The sequence below is a fragment of the Baekduia soli genome (assembly GCF_007970665.1).
Classification (GTDB): domain Bacteria; phylum Actinomycetota; class Thermoleophilia; order Solirubrobacterales; family Solirubrobacteraceae; genus Baekduia; species Baekduia soli.
This window is the reverse complement of sequence record NZ_CP042430.1, coordinates 2,859,610-2,885,707: the sequence shown is the minus strand read 5'-3', so window position 1 is coordinate 2,885,707 and position 26,098 is coordinate 2,859,610. Positions and strand designations below refer to the sequence as shown.

Genomic DNA, 26,098 nt, shown 5'->3' with positions numbered 1-26,098 from the left:
GTGCCACGGAAAGGGTGGACGGGCCATCGCCGCGGGTCCTGGGCCGGCTCAGAGGGCCTTGAGCTCTTCGGTGATGTCGGAGACCGACTGCTTGGCGTCGCCGAAGAGCATGCTGGTCTTGGGGTTGACGAAGAGGGGGTTGTCGATGCCGGCGTACCCGGAGCTCATGGAGCGCTTGAGGACGATGATGCTGTGGGCCTCGTCGACGTTGAGGATCGGCATGCCGTAGATGGGGCTGTCGGGCTTGGTCCGGGCGTCGGGGTTGGTGACGTCGTTGGCGCCGATGACCACGGCGACGTCGGTGCGGCTGAACTCGCCGTTGATGTCGTCCATCTCGCGCAGCTGCTCGTAGGGGACGTCGGCCTCGGCCAACAGGACGTTCATGTGGCCGGGCATGCGCCCGGCGACGGGGTGGATGGCGTACTTGACCTCGACGCCCTTGGCCTCCAGCAGCTTGGCCATCTCCCTGACGGCGTGCTGGGCCTGGGAGACGGCCATGCCGTAGCCGGGCACGACGACGACCAGGCGGGCGTAGGCCATCTGGATGGCCACGTCGGCCGCGCTGGTGGCGCGCACGGTCCCGCCGGCGGCGTGCGCGCCGGCCGCGGCGGTCACCTCGCCGCCGAAGCCGCCGAGCAGGACGGAGGGGATCGTGCGGTTCATGGCCACGGCCATCTGCTGGGTCAGCAGGGTGCCCGACGCGCCGACGATCATGCCGGCGACGATCAGCGCGGTGTTGTTCAAGGCCACGCCGGTGGCCGCGGCGCTCAGGCCGGTGAACGCGTTCAGGGTGGAGATCACCACGGGCATGTCGGCGCCGCCGATGGGCAGCACGAGCAGGTTGCCCACCAGCGCCGCGGCGACCAGCAGGCCGATGATCAGGATCTCGTGATGACTGCCGGCCACGATCGCCGCCCCGCAGGCCACCGCGACGGCCAGCAGCAGCCCGTTGACCAGCGCCTGGGCGGGCCCGAACGGGCTGATCGGCTTGCCCGTGATGAGCTCCTGCAGCTTGGCGAACGCCACGTTGGATCCCCAGAACGACACGGATCCCACGATGGCGGCAAAGCACGAGAAGATCGCCACGTAGGTGGGCACGTCGGCAAAGCCGCCTGAGTCGCGGAACTCCACCCAGGCGATCAGCGCCACGGCCCCACCGCCCACGCCGTTGAACAGCGCGACCATCTGCGGCATCTGGGTCATCTTGACCTGGCGCGCCGCGGGCACGCCGACCGCGGTGCCGATCGCCACCCCGACGATGATCAACACCACGTTGGACAGGTGCGGGACCAGCAGCGTGGCCACGATCGCCACCGCCATGCCCACCGAGGCGATCCGGTTGCCCCGCACCGCCGTCTTGGGACCCGTCAGCCCCGACAACCCGTAGATGAACAGGCCGAAGCTGACGATGTACAGGACCGCCCGGAAGTTCGAGTCGGTCACGAAGCTGGCGACGATCATGCCTTCGGGCCGTCCTCGGAGGGCCCGGCCTCGACGTCGGCCTGACCCCGTCCCCGCCCACCCTTGAACATCTCGAGCATGCGGTCGGTGACCAGGAAGCCGCCGACGACGTTGATCGTGCCGAACACCACCGCGATGACCAGCAGCAGTTTGTTCAGGAACCCGGGCGCGGCACCCTGCACCAGGATGATGATGCCGCCCAGCACGACGATCCCGTGGATCGCGTTGGTGCCCGACATCAACGGCGTGTGCAGCGTGTTGGGCACCTTGGAGATCACGGCGTAGCCGACGAACCCGGCCAGCACCAGGATCGACAGGTTCGTCACCAGCTGCGAGCTCATCAGCGCACCTCCCCGTCGCGGACGACGCAGGCGCCCGTGACGATCTCGTCATCGAAGTCGGGGGCCAGCGCGCCGGTCTGCTCGTCGGCCAGCAGCTCGATCAGGGCCTGCAGGTTGCGCGCGTACAGCGCGCTGGCGTGCTCGGGCATCGTGGCCGGCAGGTTCAGCGGCGAGACGATCGTCACGTGGTGGCGGACCACGGTCTGGCCGGGCTCGGTCAACTCGCAGTTGCCCCCGGTCTCGCCGGCCAGGTCGACGATCACGCTGCCGGGCTTCATGCCCTCCACGGCCTCGGCGGTCACCAGCCGCGGGGCCGGGCGGCCCGGCACCAGCGCCGTGGTGATCACCACGTCAAAGCCCTTGGTCGCATCGGTCAGCGCCTGCTGCTGGGCGGCCTTCTCCTCATCGGTCAGCTCGCGCGCGTAGCCGCCCTCACCGGCGGCCTCGAGGCCCAGGTCCAGCCACTTCGCGCCCAGCGACTCGACCTGCTCGGCCGTCTCGGGACGCACGTCATAGCCCGTGGTCTGCGCCCCCAGCCGGCGCGCGGTGGCCAGCGCCTGCAGCCCCGCCACCCCGATGCCGAGCACGAGCACCTTGGCCGGCGGGATCGTGCCCGCCGCGGTCATCAACATGGGGTAGAAGCGCGTGGCGTGCTCGGCGCCCAGCAGCGCGGACTTGTAGCCCGACACGTTGGACTGCGAGCTCAGCGCGTCCATCGACTGCGCCCGCGAGATCCGCGGGATCGCCTCCATCGCAAACGCCGTGACCCCCGCGCCGGCCACCGCCGCAAGGCCCTCCGGGTTGCCCCGCGGGTTCAAGAAGCCGATCAGCGTCTGCCCGCGCGACAGGCGCCCCAGCTCGGCGGCCGACGGCGGCGCGACCTTGACGACCACCTCCGCACCCCACGGGTCGCCGATCTGCGCGCCGGCCTCGGCGTACAACGCGTCGGGGACCAGGGCCCCCTCCCCCGCGCCGGCCTCCACCAGCACCTCGTGGCCCTTGGCCACGAGCTTCTTGACGACCTCGGGCACGAGCGCCACCCGCCGCTCGCCCTCCGCTGATTCCCTCGGGACACCGATCCTCATGAGCGGGCCGGGAATCTATCGGAGCGCGCCCGGCAACGATCGGAAGCGACAGTCCCGCGGCGCGCGGCCGGCCCGGGGCTCAGCAGGACGACGGGGTCCGGCCCAGCACGGTGACGGGTGGCACGTGGCCGCTCAGCGCGACGACCGCGTCGACCGAGGCCAGCACGCGGCTGCCGGCGTCGCTGCTCGTGAACTGGAACGCCCCGCCCGAGCGCTGCAGGCCCCGGAGCGCCGAGGCGGCGCGGGGGTCGCGGCGGCCCATCGCACGCTCGGCCTCGATGGCCAGGGCCGTCGAGTTGGCCTCGTTGCGGTCGCGGCGCCCGAGCGCGAAGCCGCCCGCGGGCGTCCGCTGGGCCAGCATCCAGCGCAGGCCCGCCCGCAGGGTCCCGTTCGTGCGCGACACCCCGGCGCCGCGCGCGGCGAGGATCGCCATCGCGGTGCTCGTGACGTCGTCGGGCCGGCCGCCCGAGCGCGTGAGGTTGAAGTTCCAGCCTCCGCCGCCGCGAGCGCCCAGGAGCACCCGCACCGTGGAGGCCGACGGCCCGGCGTGCAGCGCGCGGATCGCCAGCATGCCGAGCGTCTGGTCGAAGATCGTGGCCCCGTAGCGGCCGGCCCGGCCGTAGCCCTGCAGGCGCCGCAGCAGGTCGACGCCCGTGCCGCAGCGCGCGCTGCCCGAGCGCGCGGCCACGAGGCCGAGGATGACCTTGCCGGTCGCGCCGGCGGTCAGGGCGTAGCGCGCGGCGCCTCCGCGCAGGGTCCGGGCACGGCGTGCGGCCTCGGCGGCCGGCAGCCGCCCGGCCGCGCGCAGCGCGACGATCGCGTCGGCCGACTGGCCGTCGGCGCCGGCCGGGACCGCGGCGGCGAGCCACGCCGCCCCGGTGCGGGCGGCCCCGGCGTCGGAGGCCGAGGCGGCCGGGACGGCCGCGGCCAGGGCGGCCAGGGTCGGCAGGACGAGGAGGCGGAGGCGGTGCGTGAGGGTCATCGGTGGGGTCCGGGGTCGGGGAGCGGGGCGGGCAGGGCGCGCGGGGCGTCCTCGGCGGTCCAGGAGACCTGCAGGCGGACGCGGTAGCGCTGCAGCACGCGGACGAACGCGGGCCCGAAGGCCACGAAGAACACCACGTTGCCGACGGCGTGGGCGATGTCGAAGGGCAGGCCGGAGACCTCCGTGGCCGCCCACTGCGACCACGACGGCGTGCGACCGGCCGCGGTCAGCGTCGAGAGGTTGGTCAGCAGCCCGAAGCCGAGGCCGCACAGGACGAGCACGCCGGCGGTCGGGATGCGTGGCAGGCGCCGGCGCGTGAGCAGCGCCCAACCGGCGCCCGCCATGCCGATCAGGCCCCAGCCCGTCATCTGCCACGGCGTCCAGGGGCCTTGGCCGAAGACGAGGTTGGAGGCCACGCCCGCGACGGCGCCGACGGCGAAGCCCGGCGCGCCGCCGAGCACGTAGCCGCTGAGGAAGACGAGGTCGGTCGTCGGCTTGACGTTGGGCAGCGGCGCGAACGCCACGCGTCCCAGGGCGGCCAGCGCGGCGAGCGTCGCCACGAGCGCGAGGACCTTCGACGACGGGTGCGTGCGCTCGTACCAGGCGAAGCCGGCGGTCAGCACGACGGCCAGCAGCGCCAGCGTGCTCACCTGCCACGTCATGGCGCGACCACCCCGGCGCCGCGGGCCAGGACGGCCGCCCCGTCGGCGGGCAGCAGCGCCCGGCCGTCGGTGACGCGCGCGGTCTCGGTCGCGAAGTACCAGCCGCCGGCCAGCACGGTGGCCGCGGGGCCGTCGGCGATGACGCGGCCCTCGGCCATGAGCACGACGCGGTCGGCGACCTCGGCGGCGAACTCGGGGTCGTGGGTCGCGACGACGATCGCGGCGCCCATCCCGGCCAGACCGTGCAGGCGCTCGGCCAGCTGGGCCTTGGCCGTGCGGTCCATCCCGCGCGTCGGCTCGTCGAGGGCGACGACCGCGGCGGGCCGGTCGCTGTCGAGCACGATGGCCAGCGCGAGGCGCTGGCGCTGGCCGCCGGAGAGGTCGTGAGGGTGGCGGTCGCCGAGGTGCTCGAGGCCGACGGCCGCCAGGGCCGCCGGCGAGGCCTCGTCGGCGACGCACTCATGCAGGAGGTAGTCGTTGGGGTCCTGGAGCAGGAGGGCGACGCGGCCGGCGCGGTGCACGCGGCCGCGCGTCGGCGCCATGAGCCCGGCGCCGTGGCGCAGCAGCGTCGACTTGCCCGCGCCGTTGCGGCCCATGAGCGCCACGCGCTCGCCCCGGGCCACCGCGAGGTCCACGCCGCGCAGGACGGCGGCGCCGCCCCGGTGCTCGTGCCAGACGCCGTCGAAGGCCAGCGCGGCGGCGCGGCGCTCACGGCGCCCGGGCCGGCGGGGCGCGGCGCCGTCGGCGCCCTCCTCCCCGGGGCCGCGGCGCCGGGCAGCGCGTCGCGGGCGCGCAGCGCGGCGCGGGCCTCCTTGACGCCCGTGGGCGGCGGCGTGATGCCCGCGGACGCGAACATGCGCGCCACGGGGGTCTGCAGCTCGGGCTGGGCGGCGCCGGCCCAGGACAGGAACGCGCGCGGCGGCGCGTCGCAGGCCACGGCGCCCTCGGCCATGGCGATGACGCGGTCGGCAGCCGCCAGGCAGCGCTCGAGCCGGTGCTCGGCGAGCAGGATCGTCGTGCCCCACTCCTCGTTGAGGCGACGCAGGAGCCAGATGAGCTCGTCGCCCGCCACAGGGTCCAGCTGCGACGTGGGCTCGTCGAGGAGCACGAGGCGCGGGCGGCCGGCCAGCGCGGCGCCGAGTGCGACGCGCTGCAGCTCGCCGCCGGACAGCTGTCCCGTCGGGCGGTCGAGCAGGTGCCCGATCCCCAGGGCCAGCGCCGCCTCCTCGACGCCGCGCGCCACCGCGGCCGGGGCGTGCCCGCGGTTCTCCAGCGGGAAGGCGAGCTCGGCGCGCACCGTGGTCAGCACGACCTGGGACTCGGGGTCCTGGAACAGCGAGCCCGCGACCACCGAGAGCTCGGCGGGCCCGTGGTCGCGCGTGTCCATCCCGGCGAGCGTCACGCGGCCGGCGAACGTCCCGCCGTGGAAGTGGGGCACGAGGCCGGCCGCGGCGCGCAGCAGCGTGGACTTGCCGCCGGCCGAGCGGCCCGCCAGCACGACGAACTCGCCCTCCTCGACGGTCAGCGAGACGTCGCGCAGGGCCGGAGAGCGGCCACCCGCGTAGGTGTAGGTGACGCCCTCGAGCTCCAGCAGCGTCATCGGATGCCCCTCCGCGCGGCCAGCGGCGCGAGCGCGACCAGCGCGATCCCGGCGGCGACCGCGAGCACCTGCCCGGCGGGCGCGCCGTGCAGCGTCGGGTACGGGTCGTAGGCCGCCAGGCCGCCGAGGCGGTCGGCGACCGTCACCGCGGCCAGCGCCAGCGCCGAGGCGGTGAAGCCGAGGTCGTGGCGCGACCACGGCCGCCCGGAGCGCAGCGCACGCCACGAGCCGCGCCGCGCGCTGCCGTACCCGCGGACCTCGAGCGTGGCGGCGACGTCGAGCGCACGGTCCAGCGCCCCGCCGGCCACGGCGCGCAGGACCGCGACGCGCGCCGCGGGCCCGCGGCCGCCGCCGTCGGGCCGGCAGCGGCGCGCCTCGTCGATCCGCCGCGCGTCGGCGGCCAGCACGGGCACCAGCCGCGTCGCCAGCGTGGCGGCCAGCGCCGAGCGGACCGAGACGCGGCGCAGGACGCGCAGCAGGTCGTCGGGGTCGACGGCGACGGTGAACAGCGCGAAGGCCAACGAGACCACGAGCAGCCGCAGGCCGAACAGCAGGCCGTAGACCAGCGCCTCCAGCGTGAGGTCGATCTGGCCGAACGGGGGCACCTCGCCGAGGCGCGCGATCACGGTCAGGCCGTCGCGGACCACGAGCATGTTGATCAACGCGATGACCACCGCCCACGGCGCCATCCACAGCGCGGTGCGCCCGACCTCGCGCAGCACGCCCGCGGCGGCGGCCGCGGCCAGGATGACGAGCGCGAGGGTCCCGAGCACGACGGGGTGCTGGGCGGCCAGGGCGGCGGCGGCCAGCGCGCAGCACCACGCCGCGCCGGCGACGGCGCGCGCCACGTGCAGGGGCTGGCCCGCCGCTGGTAGATCATGTGCCGCTCACCGCCCGCTCACCCTCGGTCGGGCAGCGCGACCGGCCTGCCACCCACGACCGCGACGGCGAAGCGCCCGCTCAGGGCGCCCTCGTCCAGCGCGGCCGCCGCGGCCTGCACGCCGCGGGCGTCGGTGCCGGTCACGACCCAGACGGGGTCGGAGTTGTCGGCGGCCGAGGTGGCTGCGATGAGGCCGGTGCCCGGGCCCAGCGTCCGGGTCGTGCGGCCCGCCGCGTCGAGCACGGCGATCGAGCGCCCGTCGGCGGACGGGCGCGCGTAGACGCCGCTTCGCCCCGGCCCGCGCTCGATGAGGCGCGCGGTCGTGTCCTCGCGCAGCACCCGCCAGGGCCCGACGAGGATGCGCAGCGTGTCGGCGACGAAGCTGTTGGCGATCCCGCCCTTGGAGGCCGGCAGGCCGAACCCGACCAGGCGGTCCTGCACGGACTGGCAGGCGGGGTCCTTCTGGTCGACGCACTCCACGCGCGTCGGCAGCCGGCGGCCGTCCACCCCGTGCAGGAACGGCTCAGGGAACTGGCCGACGACAGCGGGCACGTGGTCGGTGACGCCCCAGTCGTGGAAGTCCCACCACACGCGGTCGCCGGCGTGGACGCGCACCGACGTCGCGCCCGTGTCGGCCTCCAGGCCGTTGACGTAGAAGAACCAGTCGACCGGCCGGCCCGCCCGGGTCCCGCCCGCCACGCCGTCGATCGACTGCACGAACTTGCCGCCGAAGCGCAGGGTCACGGTCTTGACGTTGCGCTGCAGCAGGCGCATCACGGTGTCCGACCCGCCGGTCTTGGGCTGGTCGGCCAGCGCCAGCGGACGGGCGCCGAAGTCCTGGCTGACCAACAGCTGGGTCTCGCTCGGTGCCGCGCCCGCGCCCAGCCCGCAGCCGCCGGCGACCGCCGCGCAGAGCGCGACGGACAGGGCGACGGCCAGGCGGCGCCGGGCGCGAGGGCTAGGCAACGGTGAAGACCACCCGGTTGCGGCCGCGGGCCAGCGCGCTGTCGCGGTTGCCGGCCTTGTCGACGACCTGGACGTCCAGGACGTAGCGGCCCTTGCCCAGGCGGGCGGGCAGCAGGTAGCGCCACGGCGACAGGCTGCCGGCCGAGAACCACGCGGCCTTGGTCACCGAGCAGCGCTTCGTCGCCACGAAGCGCTCCCGCCTGGCGTCGTAGCCGGCGCAGGCGCCCGCGCCGCTGCGCGAGAGGCGCAGGCGGATGTCGGCGATGCCCGAGGGCTCCTCGTCGACGCGACCGCTGAGCTCGCGCGGGCCCCGGCCGGCGGCGAACCGGCGGCCGTTGGCCACGCTCGTGATGAACCCGTACGCGGCGCGCCTGTCGGGCGAGCCGCAGAACCCGTCCAGGCCCGTGCTCACGCACGCGGCGCTCGGCGGCGCCGGCGGTGCCACGGCGCTGCCGCAGAACCCGTCGCCGCCGTCGGTCACGCACACCGTGCTGCGGTCCGGGACGCGGTTGCCCTGGGTCGCGACGATCGCGACCGGCCCGCCGGCGGGCAGCGTCAGCGACGCGGTCCCGTCGGCGCCGGTGGTGGCGCTCGCCGTGCCGGCGGTGACGGTCGCCCCCGCGGCGGGCTCGAAGTGCGTCGTGCCCTCGAACGTCGACGGGTCGAACGTCGTCACGGCGTCCCTGACGGTGACCGTGAACGGCGTGCCGGGGGGGCGATGGCCGGCGCGCTGAGCACGACGGGCTCGTCGTAGCCGCCCGACCCGGGCGTGAACGTGTCGTCGGAGGCGTACCACAGGACCCTGTCGCCGTCGTGGACGGGGATCTGGCAGGCGCCGACGTTCTGGAACAGGCCGTTGACGTAGACGGCCCAGTAGCCGCCGGAGCCGAAGGGGTGGCTCTCGCCCAGGATCGCCTCGGGCGTGTAGGTCCCGACGCCTCCGAAGGAGGACCAGGCGCCGGTCCAGGCGCCGGCCGTGCCGGCCTCCAGGGCGCCGAGGGCGGTCGCGCCGTCGCAGGCGTGGGTGCCGTCCTTGACGACCGTGGCTGGGGTGGTGACCGCCGTCGGCGCCACCACCTGGCTCTGGCCTTCGACGCGGACGGTGACGGTGGCGGCGAGCGCCGGGCTCGCCGCGGCGAGCGTGAGGCCCACCACAAGGGGGCCGAGGATCTTGGGCATCATGGCAAGCCCCTCTCCGCGAGGGCTGTTGGTCGTCTGCTGAGGCCGGGGCAGGTTTCCTGGCTCCCGGGCCTCCTCCCCGCGCCTTCCCGAGGGCGCGTCGCGCCTCCAGTGGCTGTGCCTCTCGGCACGTGCGGCAAGGCTCTCGCCCGGTCACAGTGGCGGGTCCGCGCCGGTCTCGCACCGGCTTCCCTTCACCACCGACCCTTGTGTGTACGCGCCCATCCTACTCCGCGGTCGGTGCACCGCGCAGGTAGCCTCCGTGGCGATGACGGTCAACCTCACGCGGATCTACACCAAGTTGGGCGACGGCGGCGAGACGCACCTGGGCGATATGAGCCGGGTGCCCAAGACGCACCCGCGCATCGAGGCCTACGGCGCGGTCGACGAGCTCAACGCCCAGCTCGGCGTCACGTTGACGGTGGCCGGCCTCCCCGAGGCCTACGCCGCGTGGCTGCGGCGGGTGCAGAACGACCTCTTCGACGTCGGCGCCGACCTGGCCGTCCCCCACGGGGGCGACCGCGACCGGCTGCGGGTCCACGCGGGCTACACGACGTGGCTCGAGCAGGCCTGCGACGAGGTCAACGCGGGGCTGGCCCCGCTGAAGTCCTTCGTGCTGCCGGGCGGCACGCCGGCGGCCGCGCATCTGCACGTGGCCCGCACGGTCTGCCGGCGCGCCGAGCGCCGCGCGCTCGGCGTCGACGACGGCAACCCCGAGGTCGTGCGCTACCTCAACCGCCTGTCGGACCTGCTGTTCATCCTCAGCCGCGGAGCCAACGGCGGCGACGAGCCGCTCTGGGAGCCCGGAGCGTCCCACCAGCCTCCGCCGCCGGGCGCGCAGGACTCCTGAGCCGCGGGCTCAGGCGGCGGCCTCCGCCGCGGCGGCCAGGCTCGCGGGCTGCGTGCGCAGCGCGATCGACAGGCGATTCCACGCGTTGATGGCGATGATCTGCCACAGCACGGCCCCGAGCTCGTCCTCGGACAGCACCGCGGCGGCGGCGTCCCACACCTCCCGCGGCACCTGGTCGCGGTGCACGAGCGTCACCGCCTCGGTCAGCGCGAGCGCCGCGCGCTCGCGGTCGTCGAACGCGGCGACCTCGCGCCACGCGGGCAGCAGGTGCAGCACGCGCTCGTCGACGCCGTCGTCCAGCGCATGGCCGACGTGCATGTCCAGGCAGAAGCCGCAGGCGTTGATCTGGCTGGCCCGGATCTTGATCAGGTGCGGGAGGCGGCCGTCGAGGCCGGCGCGGTCGACGGCGCCCTGCACCGCGAGCATGCGCTGGTAGGCGGCGGGCGGATGGGCGACCGCCCGCGGGGCCGCGTCGTTCAGCGAGAGGGTCATGCGGTCACCCTAGGACGCGACCGGGCCCGTGGGCAGGACCGGTCGCGGGCCGCGTGAGGGGACCGGCGGGTCAGACCGCCGACGAGCGTCCGCCGCGGAAGCCCGCGGCCAGCCCGGCGGCCAGCAGCGCGCCGAGCGCCGCGATCGCGGCGGCGCCCACGACGAACGTGGTGTGCCCGGCGGCGTAGCCCAGCAGCTCGCGGGGACGCGTGACGGCCAGCGCGGCGGCGAGTACCGCGGCGGCCGCGGCCAGGCCCGCGGCGGGCAGCAGGTCGGCCGGGCGCGACGGGCCCTCGGCGGCCGCGCGCCCCGGCCGGCGGCGGTCGACCAGCGCGAGGCCCGACAGCGCCAGCAGCACGTAGGTGCCGGCGACCAGGAAGCCGCCGAAGACATCGGAGGGCAGGTGCCAGCCGAGCGCGAGGATCGCGTAGCCGACCGCGATGGCGAAGCCGCCGCCCACGACGGCGACCGTCGGGCGCAGCCTCTGCGGACTGACCATCACCGCGCACAGCGCGATCGTCATCGCCGCCGTGGAGTGCCCGCTGGGCCACGACGCCGCGCTCAGCGAGCTGTCGCCCGTCCACTCCTGCACGCCCGGCGAGGCGACGAGGACCTTGAGGTGCTCGGTCGTGAACCCGGTCAGGAAGAAGAGCACCAGCGTCGTGGCGGCCACGAGCGGCCGGCGGCGGCCGAGCGCGATCAGCGCCAGCACGAGGCCGGCCAGCGCGTAGGGCGCGGGGTCGGCGAGGTGGGCGATGTGGTCCAGCAGCGGGGTCAGCCGCGGGCGGTCCAGGGTCCGGAAGCCGTCCAGCGTCTGCCGGTCGCCGGCCGAGCCGACCGGCACCAGGCGCGCGAGCACGCCGGAGACCGCCAGCGCGACGGCGCAGACGGCGGCGAGCAGGAGCGGTGGTCGGGGACGGCGCAGCATCGGCCGTCCAGGCTAGCCAGGCAGGATCAAGGGAACCTGAGGCGAAGACCGGCGCGAGATGCGCGCGACCGGGATCGTCCCCGCCCTGCACGACGCGCCGCTGCGCGACCGCGACGGCACGCGGGTCGGCTACGTGGAGGACCTGCTGGCCGACGCCCGGACGAACCGCCCGGCCTGGCTCGTGGTGTGCCTGGACGACGGGCGCCGCACGGTCGTGCCCGCCCGCGGCTGCCGCCCGACGCCCGCCGGCACCCGCGCGCCCCATCCGGCCGGACACCTCACGGGCTGCCCCGCGACGCTCGCCGGCGCCGCCCTGGAGCGCGAGGCGATGGCCGACGCCTGCCGGCACTACGGCGTGCTGCTGCCCTCGGCCGGCCCGTTCGTGGCGGTTCGCGCCGCCGCGGCCGGCGCGTCCGGCCCACAGTCCGCCGCGGCCTAGTCGGCCGCGTACGTCGCCGACCCGCCGGCGCCGGACTCCTGGAAGGTGATGAGCCGCAGCGGCTCGTAGCCGACGGCCCGCAGCGCGTGCGGCACGCCCGCGTCGAACCCGACGTAGTCCATGGGCCCCAGGACGGTCACCGGCGCCTCGTCGCCCACCACCGCCGCGCGCCCGGAGGCCACGATGTAGTGCTCGGCGAACGGGTGGGCGTGGGCGACGTGCACGTTGCCCGGCGGCAGGATCGTGCAGCCCAGGGTGATCTTGTCGTTGACGGCGCCGACGCCGGGCGCGACGGGCTGCTCGCCGGTCTCCGGGCCGGCCCAGACGACCTCGGAGCGCAGGGTCCCGCCCACGCGCGCGCCCGGGGCGTCGGAGCGCGGCTCGAGGTCCTCCCAGCGCACGAGCTCGACGCTCGGGCTGTCGGCGGTGAAGCGCGGGTCGTCCTCGTCGAAGTACGTCGAGGAGCCCAGGGGCTCCTGGGCATCGTGGCACCAGAGCAGCACGACGTCCTCGTCGCCGGCGGTCCGCACCGCGTGCGGCGCCCCGGGCGGCATGTAGAGGCAGTCCATGGGGCCGGCCACGTGGCGCCGGCCCGGCTCGATGGACTCCACCTGGCCCTGCAGGATGATGTAGATCTCGGTGATCGTGTGCTGATGGACGCCGAACTGGCGGCTGCCCACCGGCAGCCACATCAGCCCGGCGACGGTCCGCTCGCTGAGCAGGCCGGTCTCGGGGTTGTCGTTGACGAACCCCTCGACCCCGCCGTAGTAGGAGATGATCGAGCGCAGGTAGCCGGGCTCGCGGGCGTGTGGGTTGTTCCAGGTCGGCACGAGGTCGTCCGCACGGACCACGTTGCCGCCGTTGACCGGGATCGCGCTCATCGTGGCGGTGAACCTCCCACCGCTCCCGCACGCCGTCTATAGCGGAAGCGCCAATCCGGGATCAGCTCAGGACGAGGTCGACGAGCTCACCGGGCATCGTGACCATGGCGTCGTGGCCGGTGGGCAGCGTCATGCCGGTCCACCCGTCGCTCGAGCGCGCGCGCTCGAGCAGGACGTCGGGCCACACGGGCGGGAACTGCGTGCGGACGTAGGTCCTGCGCGGGATGCGGGCGGCGGCGCCCGTGAGGCTGACGCGGTCCTCGAACGTCGGCAGGGGGTGGTCGGTCAGGCGGGCCATGAGCCACTCCGCGTCGGCCGGGTCGGTGACGCCGAGCAGATCGGCCGTGAACGCGGCGGGCGAGACGCGCCAGCCGTCGCCCTGCTCGCGTGCGATCCCGCGGAAGAGCTCGGGCAGCCCGTCGGCCTCGCCGAGGACGTCCAGGACGCACTGGCCGTCCTCGGGCTGGGTGCCGTCGAGGAGGATGAGGTGGGCGATGCGCTCGGGCACGCGGTCGGCGACGACGGTCGCGGGCGCCGCGCCGTAGCTGTGGGCCAGGAGCACGACGTCGCGGGCGTCCTCGAACGCGAGCAGCTCGAGCAGGTCGTCGACGTGGGTCTGCAGGCTCACCTCGCGGGTGAGCAGGTGGCGGCGGTCCCCCAGGCCGGTGAGCGACGGGGTGTACACCCGGCAGCCCGCGGCGGTGAGCGGGCCGACCATCTTCTTCCAGCACCATCCGCCGTGCCAGGCACCGGCGACGAGGATCACCGTCTTCATGGCGGCCGACCGTAGGGACGACCGGCGCCCGGCGTCAAGCGCAGGCGCCGGTCGCGCGGGCGGCCGGTCAGCCGCGCGCCGACGCGGCGATGGCGGCCGGCGCAGCGCCCGGCCGCGGCGCAGGACCGCCCTGGCCGCGGGCGTCGTCATCGGCGGGGTCGTGGTGATGCAGGAAGATCTCCTCCAGCGAGGGCTCGCGGCTCGTCAGCGCCGCCACGGGGTGGCCCGCGAGGGCGGCGATGAGCGGCCCGACGTCTCCGACGACGTCGCGGCGGCGCCGATCGACGAGCACGTCGCGGTGGGCCCGGTCGGTGCCGCCGTGCCGGCGCGCGAGATCGGCGAACGTCTCGGCGCTGGTCAGGGCGGGCCGGAGGAACGGCTCGCCCGGCACGTAGGCGACCCGTGCGTGTGCGGCGACGGCGTCGTGCCAGGCGTCGAGGCCGGACAGCGCGGCGTCGCCCGGGCTGGGCCGGTGCAGGCGGAGCAGCAGGCGGATCGTGGTGGTCTCGCCGGCGCCGCTGGGGCCGAGGTACCCGTAGATCTCGCCGCGGCGCCTGACGAGGTCCAGGTCGTCCAGGGCGACGGTCGACCCGTGGCGCTCGGTCAGCCCACGGGCGAGTACGGACGGTGGCGGCGCCGCGCGACGGCGACCGCCCCGACAGGGGATATGGGTCGGGGCGGACGCACGCACGCGCGCACGCAACCGGCCGGCCGCGTGGCCGGCGCATCCTCACCGGGCGCGGGACCGTCCGGTGCCGGCCGGCCGTGATTGGTCAGGTTGGGGTGCCGAACCCGTGCTTGCGATGATGCCCCCATGCCCGACACCACCAGGACCATCTGCATCGTCGACGGGTGCCAGGCGCCGCTCGGCCACCGCACCCAGGTGCCGCTCTCCGTCGTGACCGGCGCCGACGTCCCCGAGGGCGCCGAGGACGAGTGGGCCGTGCTGGTCTGGTGCATCGCCGACGAGCACCACCGGATGCGCGTGGACCCCGACGGGACCCTGCACCCCGCCTGACCGCACCGTGACCGCCGTCTCCGAGACGCGACGGATCGCCGGACGCGTGGTGCGCGCAGGACGCGGGGCGGCCTCGGCGCGCATCATCGCCTCGGCGGCGGTGCGGCGCGTCGCGGATCCGAGCGGCGGCGTCGCGCTCACCTTCGACGACGGGCCCGACCCGCTCTGGACGACCGCCGTCCTGGACGAGCTCGCCCGCCTCGGCGTGTGCGCGACCTTCTTCGCCGTCGGCCGCCGGGCGGAGGAGAACCCGCACCTCGTGCGCAGGATCCTGGCCGACGGCCACGCGCTGGGCTCGCACTCCTACGGCCATCCGGACCCGTGGACGCTGCCGGTGCGCGCGCTCGCCGCCGACTACCGCCGCGGGCATCGCGCCGTGGAGGTCGCCGCCGGCCGGCACGTGCCCCTGTTCCGGCCCCCCAAGGGGTTCGTGGACGTCCGAGGGGCCATCGCCATGCGCCTCGCGCGGGTGCAGCCGTTCCTCTGGACGGTCGACCCGCACGACTGGGAGCCCCGCGTCGAGGCCGGGGCGATCCGCTGCGCCCTGGAGGGGCTGGCCGGCGGCGACGTCGTGCTGCTGCACGACGCCATCGAGGGTCCGCTGGCCCCGGAGGCGCTCGATCGCTCGGCCACCGTTGCGGCGCTGCCGGAGATCGCCGCCATGGCCGCGGCGCGGGGCCTGCGCTTCACGACGCTGCGCTAGCTGCGCGCGTCGGTGCGCCGGACCTCCCACGGCAGGCGCAGGTGCACGACGCGGTCCGACGCCTCGACGGCCCCTTCGAGCCGGATGCCGAGGGCGTCGGGCTCCCACACCAGCGTCTCGTAGGCCGAGCCGATCCAGACGCTGAGCGAGTAGGAGCCCGCGGGCAGCACCGCGGGCAACGTCATACGTGCGACGTAGGACCCGGGCGCCCCGCGCTCGGGCGGCGCGCTGTCGAACCAGGACTCGTCGAGGACCTTGATGCCGCGGAGGTTGTGCACCGACACGGCGAGGTTCAGGGTCGGGATCGGCTCGCGGACGTCGAACGCGAACTCGACCGAGAACGGTCGGTCCTGCTCCAGCGTCGTCGCCGGCCGCCCGTCCGAGGTCATCGCCGCGACGGCGATGAGCCCGACCGGCCGCCCCGGATGCGAATCGAAGGTCCGTGCGCCGATGCGCTGGACCGCGGCCGTCAGGTACGCGTCGACGACGCCGGAGGTCGGCCCCACCTGCACGAGGCGCCCCTGGTCCAGCCACGCGGCGCGCGAGCAGATCCGCGCCAGCACGTCGAGGTCGTGGCTGACGAAGATCACCGTGCGCCCCTCCCCCCGGCGACCTCCATCCGCCCGAGGCACTTGCGCTGGAACTCGGCGTCCCCGACGGCCAGGACCTCGTCGACGACGAGGATGTCGGGCTCCAGGTGCGCGGCGACCGCGAAGGCCAGGCGCAGGTACATCCCCGAGGAGTAGCGCTTGATCGGTGTGTCGAGGAAGCGCGTGACGCCCGCGAACTCGACGATCTCCTCGAACCGGCGGTCCATCTCGCGCCGGCGCATCCCCAGGATCGCTCCGTTGAGGTAGACGTTCTCGCGCCCGGTCAGCTCGGGGTGGAAGCCCGTCCCGACCTCGAGCAGCGCCCCCACGCGCCCGCGGGTGCGCGACACGCCACGGGTGGGCTCGGTGATCCGCGTCAGGATCTTCAGGAGCGTGCTCTTGCCGGCCCCGTTACGGCCGAGGACCCGAGCGTGCCGCCCTCGGGGATCTCGAGGTCGATGTCGCGCAGCGACCACACCTCCTGGCGCTCACGCGGTCCGGTGCGCCGGGCCAGGCGGGCGGCGGCACCGCTGATCACGTCGCGCAGGTCATGGCCGCCGCGATGGTCCTCCCCGAGCACGTAGCGCTTGGAGACCCCCTCCATCTGGACCACCGAGGACCCCATCAGATGACGTCGGCGAAGCGCCGCTCCTGGCGCGAGAACGCCGCGATCCCGACGCCCAGGATGAGCAGGACCTCGGCCCCGCACAGGACCGTCCCCCAGCCCGGCTGCGGGGTCCCGAACACCGCCCACCGGAAGCCGTCGACGATGCCGGCCATCGGGTTGAGCTCGTAGAGCCACGACCACCGGCCCTGGACCAGCGTGCTCGCGTAGGCGATGGGGCTCGCGAACAGCCACAGCTGGATGGCGAGCGCCGCGATGCTCTTGACGTCGCGGTAGCGCACGTTGAGCGTCGCCAGCAGAAGGCCCACGCCGAGTGTCAGGAGCACGAGCGCGGCGAGCCAGAGCGGCAGCGTGAGGATCTCGACACCCGGGCTGACGCCCTCGACCGCCATCAGCACCGCGAGGATGACGAGGGCGATGGCGAGGTCCAGGAGCCCCGGGAGCACGGCCGCGACCGGGGCCGCCATCCGCGGGAAGTACACCTTGGTCACGAGGCCGACGTTGCCGACCAGGCTCTCCATCGCCGCCTGCATGCCGCCGGACAGGTAGCTCCACAGCGAGATCCCCGAAAACGCGAACAGCAGGTACGGGACGTCGCCGCTGGACAACCTCGCCACGCGATGGAACACCACCGTGAAGATGAGCGCCCCGGCCAGCGGCTGCAGCACCGCCCAGGCCATCCCCAGCGCCGCCTGCTTGTAGCGCGCCTTCAGATCGCGGATCGCGAGGAAGCCGATCAGCTCGCGATAGGCCCAGAGCTCCCGCAGGTCGAGGCGGTGCCAGCCCGTCGGCGCGCGGTTCTCGACCCAGGTGTCGGTGGACGTGGCGCTCACGCGGGGTCGTCGATGGTCAGGGTCGCCGCGTCGCGGCGTCGGTGTGCGCTGACCCACCAGCCCCGGCGGTTGACGGGATTGGCGCGGTTGCGGGCCTCGACCCGGTCGATCCGGGGAAAGCGGTCGTCCACGAGCCGCCACAGCGATCGGTCACCGGGATGGCGCCACATGGAGACCACCAGGACGCCGGCCGAAGCGAGGCACGCCTCGATGCGCGCCAGGAACGTCTCGGGCTCCGCGACGTAGTAGAGCATCTCGTTGAGTGCGATCACGTCGAAGGTCCCGAGGTCCAGCGAGGCCACGTCACCCGTCACGAACCGAGCGCCGGCGTGACCCCTCGCCGTCGCCGCGGCGACCGCAGCGGCGCTGAGGTCGACGCCGACGTACTCGCCGAGCCCGATCCCGTCGAGGTGGCCTCGCAGGATGCCCGTCCCCGCCCCGACGTCGAGCACACGCGGTCTCGAGGTGCCCGTACTGGGGGCCAGGACGCGCACGTAGCCGGCGAGCAGGCTGTAGCGGGCGAGCTCGTCGAGCCGGTCGTAGTAGTCGAGGCGGCCGTTCCGATAGGCGTCCTCCCAGCCCCCGGCGTCCAGGCCTCGGGCTTGTGCGGGAGCACGCCCAGCCGCCGCGACCACGCGCCGGCGGCCTGCGCTCGGGCACGTGCGCCTCGCGCGACCCGGGCCCTCGGGATGTGGCGGAGGCGGCTCAGGCCATCCATGTTCCTACACTCCGCGGCTCGTGGCCCTCGCGTCGCTGACCGTCGCCGTCGCGTCCCACCAGCGCCGGGAGGCCCTCCTGCGGCTGCTGCGGGGGCTCGATGAGCAGCTCGCCGCCGACGCCGCCCTGCGGGCCGGCGTCCGGATCGTCGTCGTCCTGGACGGCTCCACGGATGGCTCGCGCGAGGCCGTGGAGGCCGCGGCCTGGACCGTCCCGGTCGAGGTCCTCTGGCAGCCCAACCGCGGGCTGGCCGCGGCACGCAACGCCGGGCTGCGGGCGGCGGGCGACGGCCTGGTGTGGTTCCTGGACGACGACCTCGTCCTCCCGCCGGGCGTCGTGGCCCGCCACCGTGGCGCGCACGATCCGGCGCGGCCCGCGGTCGTCGTCGGCCCGTGCCGCATCCCCCCGGAGACCGCCGCGCCGGCGGCGCTGCGCGCATGGTGGGACGAGTTCTACGCGACGCTCGACCGGACCGGGACCATCGACCGCTTCGACCGCTTCACGGTGGCCAACGCCAGCGCCCCGGCCCGGCTGATCGCCGGCGCGGGCGGCTTCGACGAGCGATTCACGGCCTACGGCCTCGAGGACTACGAGCTCGCGGTGCGCCTGCTCTCGCACGAGGTCCCGCTGCGGTTCGAGCCCGAGGCCTTCGTCTGGCACCCCGACGTCCCGCCGATGTCGCTGCTCATCCGGCGCCAGGAGGACATCGGCCGCAACACCGCCCTGCTCGCCCACCTGCATCCCGGCACCGCCGACCTGCTCGTCCCGCCAGGGGCGGTCCCTCGCTCCCGGCACGTCCTGCGTCGCCTGCGGCTGCGCTCGCCACGCTCCCTGCGGACCACGTCGCGCATCGCGATGCTCGCCTGGCGGCTGCTGCGGCCCCTCGGCCCCCGCGCCTCCCGCCCCTTCGAGCACCTCGCACGAGCCGCGGCCCACGCCGCCGGCGTCGCGGCCGGCGATCCCGGCGGTCATCTCCTCGACCGCCTGCTCGGGTACCCGCCGCGCCCCGCGACGGACTGAGCGCGGGCCAGGCGCCGGGACTCCGACCGACCGCACACCAGGCCGACGAGCAGCCACACCACCATCTCCCGGTAGGGGTCCTGCCACCGCGGCGTGCGCGAGAGGCGGCCGCGCACCATCGCCCGCAGCCCCTGGCGCAGGTCCCACCGCAGCATGTCGAGCACCTGGCGATCCCCGGCGCACAGGTGCTTGGCGTAGAACGCCCCCTGGCCTCGGGCATAGGCCACATGGGTGCGGACGAGCTGGTCCGGCGTCCTCCAGTCGTGGTGCCAGACGACCAGCTCGGGCTCGTAGCGCAGGCGTCGCCCCGCGATCAGCCAGCGGTAGCAGAGGTCGTTGTCCTCGGCGACGAGCAGGCCGGGACGCTCGTCGAACCCCCCGAGCTCGACCAACGCCACGCGGCTGGCGACCATGTTGGCCGGGTAGAGCAGGCCGGTCGTGACCTCGCCGGTGTGCTCGCGCGCGACCGGATCGTCCTTGGTCGAGGGCACGTACTCGGCGTCGCGCGGCGCCAGCACGCGCCCGGTGATCAGCGCTCCGGGCGCCGCGGCGGCCAGCCGGGCCCCTACACCGACCCACGCGCGGTCGACGGTGCAGTCGTCGTGCGTCACCAGCATCGTGTCGTGGCGCACCGCGCCGAGGCCGACGTTCATCGCCGCGGCGGTCCCGCGACCGTCGCAGGCGACGCGCCGCAGCCTCGTGACGCCCAGCCGACGCAGGAGATCGACGACGTCGGCAGCGCCGCTCTGGTCCACCACGACGATCTCGTCCGGAGGTGGGTCGCACGCCAGCACGGACTCCAGGCAACGCTCCAGCAGGGGGATCCGCCCGATCGTCGGGATCAGGACGGACACGGGCTGGGCCGCCGTCGTGGTCATGTGCCGATGAGCGCCACGCGCAGGGCGGCACCGACCGCGGCCGGCGAGAACCTGGCGGCCACCCGTCGCCGCGCCGCCTCGCCGAGGCGGCGGGCGCGATCGGGGTCGGCCAGCAGGGCGCGGACCGCCGCCGCGAGGGCAGCCTCGTCCTCGGTGGCGACGACGACGCCCCCGGCGTCATCCCCGTCGCCCACGATGGCGCGGACCCCGGGGGCGTCGCAGGCGACCACCGGCAGCCCGGCGGCCATCGCCTCCACGAGGGCGACCGGGAACCCCTCCTGCCGCGAGGGAAGCACGAAGACGTCGGCGGCCGAGAGGTGGCGGTTGACGACATCGCGGTCCAGGACGTACTCGTCGCGCCAGACCACGCCGGTCAGCCGGCGGGTCGCGAGCTGATCGCGCAGCCAGCCGGCGCCCGAGCCCGTGCCGAGCAGCAGCAGGCCCACCTGGCCGTCGCGGTTGATCGCCGGCCAGGCGTCCAGCAGGATGTCCAGGCCCTTGGGGCGGATGTCGGTGCGTCCCACCCATGCGACGACCCGGCCGGCCAGCGGCAGGCCGAGCGCCTCGCGGGCGGCGTCACGGGCGACGGTCGATACCGCCGCGGGGTTCAGCGGGTTGGGGATGCCCGCGATCCGCCCGGGTCCGGGCCGGTAGCGGCGGCGCACGCGCTCGGCCTCGGCCGCCGCGCCGATGATCAGGCCCGTCGCACGCCGCACCGAGCGCGGTCGCACGATGCGCTCGAGCAGCGTCCGGGTGTGGTCGCCCCCCTGGAAGGTGGCGTAGACCGGGAGCCGCAGCCCGCGTCCGAGCGCCACGACCAGGTCGAAGCGCCCCTCCTCGTACTCCTGGCACAGGATGGCGCGACAGCCTTCCGCCCGCAGGACGCGCCGCAGCCTCCACGGCGTCGTGGACAGGTAGGGCGCCGCGGTCCGGGCGAGCGCCGCCCCCATACGAGACGCGCCGGGGGCGCGCGCCGCGCGCGCGTCCCATGCGTAGGGGTCGGCCAGGCGGCGGCGAGCCACGCGCCACAGGCGCGACGGGGGAAGGAACCACAGCACCGCCCCGGTCGGGACGTGCATCCGGCGCTCCGGGCGCCGCACGTTCGTGCTCCAGCAGACGATGACGCTGCGCACCCCGGCGCCCGAGAGCGCCTCCGCGTAGCCGAAGAGCCACCCGCCCGACAGGCGCTCGGCGTAGTCGTCGAGGGTCAGGCCGATCGGCTCGAGGTAGTCCTCGACGACGTCACCCCACGGCAGGATCGCCACCGTCGGAGCGCCCCGCGTCGCCCGCAGCGCCGCCGAGCGCCGGCGCGACCGCCCGTAGGTCCCCAGCAGGCCGCCGATCCCGCCGCGCAGCTCGGCCAGCGCGGCGCTCGTGCGATCGGGCCGACGGCGCAGCACGCCGCCGGACGCCTGCCGGCCCTGGGTCGCGAACCACCACCGCACCAGCCGGCGCAGCTTCGGGCGGCCCACCGGATCGCTCATGTAGGTCTTGGTCACGAAGGCCATGAGCGACCGTCCCCAGGAGTCGTACTGGCGCCGTAGGGCCTCGGCATCCGGGCGGTGGCGGTGCAGGACGACCGCGCGCGGCTCGTAGACGAGCGGCAGCCCGGCCCGGACCACCCGGTGCAGCAGGTCGATGTCGCCACCGCCGGGCAGCGGCGGACCCGTGTCCAGCGCCTCGTCGAACCCGCCCAGCCGCAGGGCCACGTCGCGCCGCACGGCCATGTTGCACCCGGCCCCCAACATGCCGGCGCCGTAGGGGTAGATCGGGTTGCCGGCGAGCTCCTGGCCCTGGTAGCGGACCTGGCGGTTGCCGCGCCGGAAGCCGCCGCGGCGCTCGAAGGCCACCTGGCTGGCCGTGCGCAGCTCGCTCGGCAGGACCTGCCCCGCGATGGCACCGAGGTCGGGGTGATCCGCCAGGGCGCCATGCAGCCCGCCCATCCATCCCGCATCGGGGACGGCGTCGTCGTCGAGGAAGGCGACGACCTCGCCCGTCGCGCGCTGGACGGCGAGGTTGCGCGCGAAGTCCAGCCCGGGACACGGCTCGACGAGGTAGCGCACGCCTGCAAACCGCTCGGCGACGCGGCGCGTGCGATCGTCGCGCGGGGCGTTGTCCACGACCAGCGTCTCGTGCGGAGGCGGACGCTGGGCGGCGACGCCCTCGAGGCAGAGCTCGAGCAATTCCGGTCGCCCGCGCGTGCACACGACCACGCTGATCGTGGGCGCATCGGGGCCCGGAGGCGCCGGCGGCCGCCCGTCGCCCGGCTCCGGGTCCAGCAGCGCTGAGACCCGGTGAGCACTCAGGCGGCTTCCGCGTCGCATGGGGTGCAGGGCGAACCCGACCACCCGACCGTCGCGGCGCGAGACGAGCGCCACGCCGTCCTCGTCGGCGTCGAGCTGGAGCGCGGGTGCCGGGCGCGTGACCTCCACGTCGACGATCGGATACGACACTTCGTCAAACCTACCCGTTCCTGGTCAGGTCGAAGAAGGGCCTTGACCCCCTCTGCGGGTGCTCATACTCTCGGCCGCCGGGCTCGGACCACGAGCGCCAAGCGCGACTGAGGAGGTGAGGGCCCGTGCGGATCCTCGTCATCAACCCGAACACGACGCAGGCCATGACCGACGCGATCGGCGACGTCGCCCGCGCGGCCGCCGCGCCGGGGACCGAGATCGACTGCGTCAGCCCGCCGGGCGGCCCCCGCTCCATCGAGGGCTTCGCCGACGAGGCGCTGGCCGCCTACCACGTGCTCGACGTCGTGGCCGGCACCGCGGGCGAGTACGACGGCTACGTCATCGCCTGCTTCGGCGACCCCGGCCTGTATGCCGCACGCGAGCTGGCCGACGTGCCGGTCGTCGGCATCGCCGAGGCCGCGATGCACATGGCGAGCCTGGTCGCGCACACGTGGTCGATCGTCACCGTCATCCCGCGCGTGGAGCCCATGCTCGCCGAGGCCGTGATCCGGACCGCGATGACGGAGAAGTGCGCGTCGATCCGCGGCACGCCGCTGACCGTGCTCGAGATCGAGGCCGACATCGAGCGCACGAAGCGCATGATGCTCGACGAGGCCCGCGCGGCGATCGAGCAGGACGGCGCCGAGGCGATCCTGCTCGGCTGTGCCGGCCTGGGACCGATCGACAAGACCATGCAGGCGGCGCTCGGCGTCCCCGTCCTGGACGGCACGGGCTGCGCGGTCAAGCTCGTCGAGTCGCTCGTCGGGTACGGCATCACCACGGCCAAGGTCAAGGCCTTCCTGGCCCCCGAGCCCAAGGAGCTCGTGGCCTGCCCCGCCAGCCTGGCGCCCACCTACGAGCGCACCCTCAGCCCGACCTGAGCGGACGAGAGCCGGCGCGCCTAGCGGTTCTGCCAGCGCCAGGGGAGTACGGTCGCGCCATGACCGCCAAGTGGCTCATCCCGACGGTGATCTACATCCTCGCGCTCGCCGGGCTGGGAATCACCAGCAAGTATGCGCTGCGCGAGTTGAAGTGGCACCACCTCATCTTCTGGTCGGGCGTCGGCTACGTCGTGCTGGTGATCGGCCTGCTCATCTTCGGCCAGACGTCGGTGCAGTGGACCGCCGGCAGCGGCTGGGCGGCGCTGGGAGCGGCGGCGGTCATCACCGCCCTGTTCATGTTCTTCGTGGCGCTGTCCACCGGCGAGGCGAGCAAGGTGGTGCCGATCTCGGCGGGCTATCCGGCCGTGACGGTGATCCTGGCCGCGCTCTTCCTCTCGGAGGGGATCACGGTCGCCAAGGCGCTGGGCGTCGTCCTCGTGGTGGGCGGCGTGGTGGTGCTCACGACGGCGGAGTGAGGCTGAGCGGTGACCGGACCGGAGAAGGGCGAGTTCCGGGCGGTGGTCCCGCACCAGCGGGACATGGACCCGCGAACGACGGCGCTCATCGTCGTCGACCTGACGCGCTTCGACGCCCACCCCGAGCACGGCTTCGCCGGCGTGCTCGCCGAGGAGGGCACCGACCTGTCGTACTACTGGGACCGGGTCGAGGCGCTGGCCGTGCCGAACTCGGCCCGGCTCCTGGAGGGCTTCCGTGTCGCCGGCGGCCGGGTGGTCTTCACGCGCGTCGGCGGGCAGTTCGAGGACTACGGCGACTCGCTCGTGCACCTGCGCGACCTGCACCGGCGGTCGGGCACCCTGCGCGGGACCGAGGAGTTCGACCTGCGCGACGAGTTCGTCCCGCGCCTCGGCGAGGCCGTCGTCGACAAGCCGGGCAGCTCGGCGTTCACCACCGGCAACCTCGACGTCCTGCTGCGCAACGCCGGCGTCCGGACGCTCGTCTGCTGCGGCGTGGTCACCAACGCGTGCGTGCTGCTGACCGCGCTGGCGGGCTGGGACCTCGGCTACGACGTCCGGATCGTCGACGACGCGTGCGCGTCCGACAGCCAGGAGATGCACGACGCCGCGCTGTCGGTGGCCCATTGGCTGGGCTGCGTGGTGACCGACACCGACCGCGTGCTGCAGGAGCTCCTCGCCGCCTCGGCGGTCAGCTGATCGCTCGCCGCTGCGCAGGACCGGCCGGTGCGTCCAGGGCACCGACGACCGGCCGAACCACGGGACGGCAGCATGCGGGGACGGGCCCTGCACCTGGAACCCTCAGGCCCCTCTCCCCCGCCCGCCCGCGCTGAGCTCACCCGCGCCGCGAGCGCTGGCCGGTGCTGCGCTGCAGCGCGGCGGCCGTCGACCGCGCCTCGGCCGCCAACTCGGCGTCCGCCCGCGCCGCGTCGATCGCCGCGTGCGCCTCGCGGGCCGCGGCCGCCTCGAGGTCGGCGGCCCGGGCCTGGGCCTCGACGAGCTGCTCGGCGGCCCGCACCGTGTCGCGCGCCGCGAACGGCGTCTCTTCGACCGGCGTCGCGGCGTAGCGCGGGCGCCCGGGGATCTCGACCTCGTGCACCCGGGGGCCCTCCGAGACCTCCAGCGGGCGGAAGCACCAGGTCACGAGGTGGCCGTCGTCCTGGACCGAGACGGCGTACTCGACGTGGGCCACGTCGCAGTCCTCGGTGCCGGCCTGCGGCCGGTGGGCGCGCACGCTCGCCAGCTCGTGCGGGTGGCGCCAGGAGCGCGTCATCGCCCGGCCGCCCTGCGCGACCGCCACGAGCCAGGCCGCGGCGACCGCGGCGGCGAACATCGCGCCGAGGCCGAGCACGAGGCCCAGCAGCGGCTGGCCGGCCGCCACGCCGGCGCCGCCACCGGCCAGCAGCACGACGGTCAGGGCGGTGAGGCGGCGAAGCTGCGGCCGGCCGCGCCAGGTCCGGGCGAGCACGTACCGGTAGGGGCGCTCGTAGGGCACCATCAGCTCGCCGCGTCCGTGGCTGCGCTCCTCACCCATGCGCACGGCAGGGTACGCGTCCGGGTCGCCCGGCTCCAACGCTCAGCGCGCGGTGTACCCGCCGTCGGCGGCCAGGGCGGCTCCCGTGACGAAGCCCGCCCCTTCCGAGCACAGCCAGACGACGGCCGCGGCCGCCTCCTCGGCGGTCCCCATCCGGCCCATCGGCAGCGACGCGACGATCTGCCCGATCAGGTCCGAGGCCTGGGCGGGGTTCTCCTCGAGGATCTTCGCGACGATCGGCGTCTCCGTCGCCCCGGGGCACAGCGCATTGATGCGGATGCCCTGAGCGGCGTGGTCCAGGGCGGCGGTCTTCGTCAGCCCGATCACGGCGTGCTTCGTCGCGCTGTAGGCCGGCATGAGCGCGCCGCCGACGAGCCCGAAGTTCGACGAGATGTTGACGATGGCCCCGCCGCGGCCCGCGGCCAGCATCTGGCGGATCTCGTGCTTCATGCACAGCCAGACGCCGGTCAGGTTGAGATCGATGACCCGGCACCAGTCCTCGTGGGCGTAGTCGGCGGCCGTGGCCAGCGGACCCTGGATCCCGGCGGCGTTGCACGCGAAGTCCAGGCGCCCGAAGCGCTGCACGGCCCGCCCGACCGCGTCCTCGACGTCGGCCTCCCGGGTCGCGTCGAGCGCCACGAAGATCGCCTCGCCGCCGGCGGCCTCGATCCGGGCGACGGTCTCCAGGCCCCCGGCCTCGTCGACGTCGGTCACGGCCACGCCCGCTCCCGCCGCCGCGAAGCCCAGCGCCGCCGCCCGGCCGATCCCGGACGCCGCCCCCGTGATGAACGCCGCGGTTCCGCGCATCGGGGCAGAATAGGCGCCGCAGATGTCAGCCTGCCGACATCCGGT

32 protein-coding genes, 1 pseudogene and 1 riboswitch are annotated in these 26,098 nt (G+C 75.0%); of the genes and pseudogenes, 8 read left to right on the top strand and 25 right to left on the bottom strand.

The window, feature by feature from the left end:
• Positions 1–48: 48 nt before the first annotated feature.
• From FSW04_RS13720 to FSW04_RS13670, 11 genes and pseudogenes are all read right to left on the bottom strand, one after another.
• A complete protein-coding gene (locus FSW04_RS13720; RefSeq protein WP_146920147.1) occupies positions 49–1,461 on the bottom strand; it encodes an NAD(P)(+) transhydrogenase (Re/Si-specific) subunit beta in 1,413 nt (470 codons plus the stop codon).
• Positions 1,458–1,802 carry an NAD(P) transhydrogenase subunit alpha gene (locus FSW04_RS13715; protein WP_187368766.1) on the bottom strand — a complete coding sequence of 115 codons (345 nt, stop codon included), beginning with the start codon at positions 1,800–1,802 and terminating at the stop codon, positions 1,458–1,460. Before FSW04_RS13715 ends, FSW04_RS13720 begins: the two co-directional genes overlap by 4 nt.
• Complete coding sequence (locus FSW04_RS13710) at positions 1,802–2,887, bottom strand: Re/Si-specific NAD(P)(+) transhydrogenase subunit alpha (protein ID WP_146920144.1); 1,086 nt, start codon at positions 2,885–2,887, stop codon at positions 1,802–1,804. Before FSW04_RS13710 ends, FSW04_RS13715 begins: the two co-directional genes overlap by 1 nt.
• 79 nt (positions 2,888–2,966) lie before the next feature.
• Positions 2,967–3,869, bottom strand: a complete 903-nt coding sequence (locus FSW04_RS26055) for a prenyltransferase/squalene oxidase repeat-containing protein (RefSeq protein WP_187369502.1) — start codon at positions 3,867–3,869, stop codon at positions 2,967–2,969.
• Complete coding sequence (locus FSW04_RS13700) at positions 3,866–4,531, bottom strand: ECF transporter S component family protein (RefSeq protein ID WP_146920140.1); 666 nt, start codon at positions 4,529–4,531, stop codon at positions 3,866–3,868. The genes FSW04_RS26055 and FSW04_RS13700 overlap by 4 nt, the downstream gene beginning before the upstream one ends.
• Entirely contained in the window at positions 4,528–5,166 is a 639-nt protein-coding gene (locus tag FSW04_RS26050; protein WP_187368765.1) for an energy-coupling factor ABC transporter ATP-binding protein, read from the bottom strand. The genes FSW04_RS13700 and FSW04_RS26050 overlap by 4 nt, the downstream gene beginning before the upstream one ends.
• A gap of 509 nt (positions 5,167–5,675) precedes the next feature.
• Positions 5,676–6,131 (bottom strand): annotated as a pseudogene (locus FSW04_RS28165) (ABC transporter ATP-binding protein); the annotation flags it as partial.
• The gene (locus FSW04_RS13685) at positions 6,128–6,979 is read right to left on the bottom strand and encodes an energy-coupling factor transporter transmembrane component T (protein ID WP_146920136.1); all 852 of its coding nucleotides are present in this window, start codon (positions 6,977–6,979) and stop codon (positions 6,128–6,130) included. The gene FSW04_RS13685 and the pseudogene FSW04_RS28165, both read right to left, overlap by 4 nt.
• 50 nt (positions 6,980–7,029) lie before the next feature.
• Positions 7,030–7,977, bottom strand: coding sequence for a DUF4430 domain-containing protein (locus tag FSW04_RS13680; protein WP_146920134.1), 948 nt, complete (start codon positions 7,975–7,977; stop codon positions 7,030–7,032).
• Positions 7,970–8,653 carry a hypothetical protein gene (locus FSW04_RS13675; RefSeq protein ID WP_146920132.1) on the bottom strand — a complete coding sequence of 228 codons (684 nt, stop codon included), beginning with the start codon at positions 8,651–8,653 and terminating at the stop codon, positions 7,970–7,972. The genes FSW04_RS13680 and FSW04_RS13675 overlap by 8 nt, the downstream gene beginning before the upstream one ends.
• Entirely contained in the window at positions 8,650–9,159 is a 510-nt protein-coding gene (locus FSW04_RS13670; RefSeq protein ID WP_146920130.1) for a DUF4430 domain-containing protein, read from the bottom strand. The genes FSW04_RS13675 and FSW04_RS13670 overlap by 4 nt, the downstream gene beginning before the upstream one ends.
• A gap of 29 nt (positions 9,160–9,188) precedes the next feature.
• Positions 9,189–9,374: riboswitch (cobalamin riboswitch) on the bottom strand.
• Positions 9,375–9,424: 50 nt separating this feature from the next.
• Here FSW04_RS13670 and FSW04_RS13665 point away from each other — a divergent pair.
• Positions 9,425–10,006: a cob(I)yrinic acid a,c-diamide adenosyltransferase gene (locus tag FSW04_RS13665; RefSeq protein WP_146920128.1), complete on the top strand. Its 582-nt coding sequence runs from the start codon at positions 9,425–9,427 to the stop codon at positions 10,004–10,006.
• Positions 10,007–10,015: 9 nt separating this feature from the next.
• Here FSW04_RS13665 and FSW04_RS13660 read toward each other — a convergent pair whose 3' ends face one another.
• On the bottom strand, positions 10,016–10,498 hold the full coding sequence (locus FSW04_RS13660; RefSeq protein ID WP_146920126.1) for a carboxymuconolactone decarboxylase family protein: 483 nt from the start codon (positions 10,496–10,498) through the stop codon (positions 10,016–10,018).
• A gap of 70 nt (positions 10,499–10,568) precedes the next feature.
• Positions 10,569–11,426: a phosphatase PAP2 family protein gene (locus FSW04_RS13655; protein WP_146920123.1), complete on the bottom strand. Its 858-nt coding sequence runs from the start codon at positions 11,424–11,426 to the stop codon at positions 10,569–10,571.
• Between the two features lie 58 nt (positions 11,427–11,484).
• Between FSW04_RS13655 and FSW04_RS13650 the strand changes: the two genes are divergently transcribed.
• Entirely contained in the window at positions 11,485–11,865 is a 381-nt protein-coding gene (locus tag FSW04_RS13650) for a PRC-barrel domain-containing protein (protein WP_146920121.1), read from the top strand.
• On the opposite strand, the gene FSW04_RS13645 is transcribed toward FSW04_RS13650, so the two are convergent.
• The 3 genes from FSW04_RS13645 to FSW04_RS13635 form a co-directional block, all read right to left on the bottom strand.
• Positions 11,862–12,746 carry a cupin domain-containing protein gene (locus FSW04_RS13645; RefSeq protein ID WP_146920118.1) on the bottom strand — a complete coding sequence of 295 codons (885 nt, stop codon included), beginning with the start codon at positions 12,744–12,746 and terminating at the stop codon, positions 11,862–11,864. The two genes, FSW04_RS13650 and FSW04_RS13645, sit on opposite strands and share 4 nt — an antisense overlap.
• 61 nt (positions 12,747–12,807) lie before the next feature.
• Positions 12,808–13,521 carry an alpha/beta fold hydrolase gene (locus FSW04_RS13640; protein WP_187368764.1) on the bottom strand — a complete coding sequence of 238 codons (714 nt, stop codon included), beginning with the start codon at positions 13,519–13,521 and terminating at the stop codon, positions 12,808–12,810.
• Positions 13,522–13,588: 67 nt separating this feature from the next.
• Positions 13,589–14,212: an ATP-binding cassette domain-containing protein gene (locus tag FSW04_RS13635; protein WP_228430466.1), complete on the bottom strand. Its 624-nt coding sequence runs from the start codon at positions 14,210–14,212 to the stop codon at positions 13,589–13,591.
• Between the two features lie 123 nt (positions 14,213–14,335).
• Here FSW04_RS13635 and FSW04_RS13630 point away from each other — a divergent pair, with 123 nt between their 5' ends.
• On the top strand, positions 14,336–14,539 hold the full coding sequence (locus tag FSW04_RS13630) for a hypothetical protein (protein WP_146920114.1): 204 nt from the start codon (positions 14,336–14,338) through the stop codon (positions 14,537–14,539).
• A 7-nt stretch (positions 14,540–14,546) separates the two neighbouring features.
• A complete protein-coding gene (locus tag FSW04_RS27185) occupies positions 14,547–15,242 on the top strand; it encodes a polysaccharide deacetylase family protein (protein WP_146920112.1) in 696 nt (231 codons plus the stop codon).
• On the opposite strand, the gene FSW04_RS13620 is transcribed toward FSW04_RS27185, so the two are convergent.
• From FSW04_RS13620 to FSW04_RS13605, 5 genes are read right to left on the bottom strand one after another with little or no spacing between them, the layout of a single operon-like run.
• Complete coding sequence (locus tag FSW04_RS13620; protein WP_228430465.1) at positions 15,239–15,832, bottom strand: Wzt carbohydrate-binding domain-containing protein; 594 nt, start codon at positions 15,830–15,832, stop codon at positions 15,239–15,241. The genes FSW04_RS27185 and FSW04_RS13620 overlap by 4 nt on opposite strands.
• Complete coding sequence (locus FSW04_RS13615; RefSeq protein WP_228430464.1) at positions 15,829–16,308, bottom strand: ABC transporter ATP-binding protein; 480 nt, start codon at positions 16,306–16,308, stop codon at positions 15,829–15,831. The genes FSW04_RS13620 and FSW04_RS13615 overlap by 4 nt, the downstream gene beginning before the upstream one ends.
• Entirely contained in the window at positions 16,218–16,457 is a 240-nt protein-coding gene (locus FSW04_RS27180; RefSeq protein WP_228430463.1) for a hypothetical protein, read from the bottom strand. The genes FSW04_RS13615 and FSW04_RS27180 overlap by 91 nt, the downstream gene beginning before the upstream one ends.
• Entirely contained in the window at positions 16,457–17,290 is an 834-nt protein-coding gene (locus tag FSW04_RS13610) for an ABC transporter permease (RefSeq protein ID WP_187368763.1), read from the bottom strand. Before FSW04_RS13610 ends, FSW04_RS27180 begins: the two co-directional genes overlap by 1 nt.
• Positions 17,287–17,925 carry a class I SAM-dependent methyltransferase gene (locus FSW04_RS13605; protein WP_146920101.1) on the bottom strand — a complete coding sequence of 213 codons (639 nt, stop codon included), beginning with the start codon at positions 17,923–17,925 and terminating at the stop codon, positions 17,287–17,289. Before FSW04_RS13605 ends, FSW04_RS13610 begins: the two co-directional genes overlap by 4 nt.
• A 103-nt stretch (positions 17,926–18,028) precedes the next feature.
• On the opposite strand from FSW04_RS13605, the gene FSW04_RS13600 reads away from it, so the two are divergent.
• Positions 18,029–19,027 (top strand): glycosyltransferase family 2 protein, encoded by a 999-nt coding sequence (locus FSW04_RS13600; protein WP_187368762.1) that lies wholly within the window; start codon positions 18,029–18,031, stop codon positions 19,025–19,027.
• Here the strand turns inward: FSW04_RS13600 and FSW04_RS13595 are convergent.
• Positions 18,976–19,905 (bottom strand): glycosyltransferase family 2 protein, encoded by a 930-nt coding sequence (locus FSW04_RS13595; RefSeq protein ID WP_146920097.1) that lies wholly within the window; start codon positions 19,903–19,905, stop codon positions 18,976–18,978. The two genes, FSW04_RS13600 and FSW04_RS13595, sit on opposite strands and share 52 nt — an antisense overlap.
• Entirely contained in the window at positions 19,902–22,358 is a 2,457-nt protein-coding gene (locus FSW04_RS13590; RefSeq protein ID WP_146920094.1) for a glycosyltransferase, read from the bottom strand. The genes FSW04_RS13595 and FSW04_RS13590 overlap by 4 nt, the downstream gene beginning before the upstream one ends.
• A gap of 125 nt (positions 22,359–22,483) precedes the next feature.
• Here FSW04_RS13590 and FSW04_RS13585 point away from each other — a divergent pair, with 125 nt between their 5' ends.
• Genes FSW04_RS13585 through FSW04_RS13575 form a run of 3 tightly spaced genes read left to right on the top strand, consistent with a single transcriptional unit; the run spans position 22,484 to position 24,411 of the window.
• Complete coding sequence (locus FSW04_RS13585) at positions 22,484–23,239, top strand: aspartate/glutamate racemase family protein (RefSeq protein ID WP_146920092.1); 756 nt, start codon at positions 22,484–22,486, stop codon at positions 23,237–23,239.
• Positions 23,240–23,298: 59 nt separating this feature from the next.
• A complete protein-coding gene (locus FSW04_RS13580; protein ID WP_146920090.1) occupies positions 23,299–23,715 on the top strand; it encodes an EamA family transporter in 417 nt (138 codons plus the stop codon).
• 9 nt (positions 23,716–23,724) lie between these two features.
• A complete protein-coding gene (locus FSW04_RS13575; RefSeq protein WP_146920087.1) occupies positions 23,725–24,411 on the top strand; it encodes a cysteine hydrolase family protein in 687 nt (228 codons plus the stop codon).
• 136 nt (positions 24,412–24,547) lie between these two features.
• Here the strand turns inward: FSW04_RS13575 and FSW04_RS13570 are convergent, their stop codons facing one another.
• Positions 24,548–25,246 (bottom strand): hypothetical protein, encoded by a 699-nt coding sequence (locus FSW04_RS13570; protein ID WP_146920085.1) that lies wholly within the window; start codon positions 25,244–25,246, stop codon positions 24,548–24,550.
• Positions 25,247–25,288: 42 nt separating this feature from the next.
• On the bottom strand, positions 25,289–26,053 hold the full coding sequence (locus FSW04_RS13565; protein WP_146920083.1) for an SDR family oxidoreductase: 765 nt from the start codon (positions 26,051–26,053) through the stop codon (positions 25,289–25,291).
• Positions 26,054–26,098: the final 45 nt, after the last annotated feature.

What these genes read in the sequence shown, in the direction of transcription:
- FSW04_RS13720 (WP_146920147.1), bottom strand. Translation starts at nt 1,461, where the DNA reads ATGATCGTCGCCAGCTTCGTGACCGACTCGAACTTCCGGGCGGTCCTG.
- FSW04_RS13715 (WP_187368766.1), bottom strand. Translation starts at nt 1,802, where the DNA reads ATGAGCTCGCAGCTGGTGACGAACCTGTCGATCCTGGTGCTGGCCGGG.
- FSW04_RS13710 (WP_146920144.1), bottom strand. Translation starts at nt 2,887, where the DNA reads ATGAGGATCGGTGTCCCGAGGGAATCAGCGGAGGGCGAGCGGCGGGTG.
- FSW04_RS26055 (WP_187369502.1), bottom strand. Translation starts at nt 3,869, where the DNA reads ATGACCCTCACGCACCGCCTCCGCCTCCTCGTCCTGCCGACCCTGGCC.
- FSW04_RS13700 (WP_146920140.1), bottom strand. Translation starts at nt 4,531, where the DNA reads ATGACGTGGCAGGTGAGCACGCTGGCGCTGCTGGCCGTCGTGCTGACC.
- FSW04_RS13670 (WP_146920130.1), bottom strand. Translation starts at nt 9,159, where the DNA reads ATGATGCCCAAGATCCTCGGCCCCCTTGTGGTGGGCCTCACGCTCGCC.
- FSW04_RS13665 (WP_146920128.1), top strand. Translation starts at nt 9,425, where the DNA reads ATGACGGTCAACCTCACGCGGATCTACACCAAGTTGGGCGACGGCGGC.
- FSW04_RS13660 (WP_146920126.1), bottom strand. Translation starts at nt 10,498, where the DNA reads ATGACCCTCTCGCTGAACGACGCGGCCCCGCGGGCGGTCGCCCATCCG.
- FSW04_RS13655 (WP_146920123.1), bottom strand. Translation starts at nt 11,426, where the DNA reads ATGCTGCGCCGTCCCCGACCACCGCTCCTGCTCGCCGCCGTCTGCGCC.
- FSW04_RS13650 (WP_146920121.1), top strand. Translation starts at nt 11,485, where the DNA reads ATGCGCGCGACCGGGATCGTCCCCGCCCTGCACGACGCGCCGCTGCGC.
- FSW04_RS13645 (WP_146920118.1), bottom strand. Translation starts at nt 12,746, where the DNA reads ATGAGCGCGATCCCGGTCAACGGCGGCAACGTGGTCCGTGCGGACGAC.
- FSW04_RS13640 (WP_187368764.1), bottom strand. Translation starts at nt 13,521, where the DNA reads ATGAAGACGGTGATCCTCGTCGCCGGTGCCTGGCACGGCGGATGGTGC.
- FSW04_RS13630 (WP_146920114.1), top strand. Translation starts at nt 14,336, where the DNA reads ATGCCCGACACCACCAGGACCATCTGCATCGTCGACGGGTGCCAGGCG.
- FSW04_RS27180 (WP_228430463.1), bottom strand. Translation starts at nt 16,457, where the DNA reads ATGGGGTCCTCGGTGGTCCAGATGGAGGGGGTCTCCAAGCGCTACGTG.
- FSW04_RS13595 (WP_146920097.1), bottom strand. Translation starts at nt 19,905, where the DNA reads ATGACCACGACGGCGGCCCAGCCCGTGTCCGTCCTGATCCCGACGATC.
- FSW04_RS13580 (WP_146920090.1), top strand. Translation starts at nt 23,299, where the DNA reads ATGACCGCCAAGTGGCTCATCCCGACGGTGATCTACATCCTCGCGCTC.
- FSW04_RS13570 (WP_146920085.1), bottom strand. Translation starts at nt 25,246, where the DNA reads ATGGGTGAGGAGCGCAGCCACGGACGCGGCGAGCTGATGGTGCCCTAC.
- FSW04_RS13565 (WP_146920083.1), bottom strand. Translation starts at nt 26,053, where the DNA reads ATGCGCGGAACCGCGGCGTTCATCACGGGGGCGGCGTCCGGGATCGGC.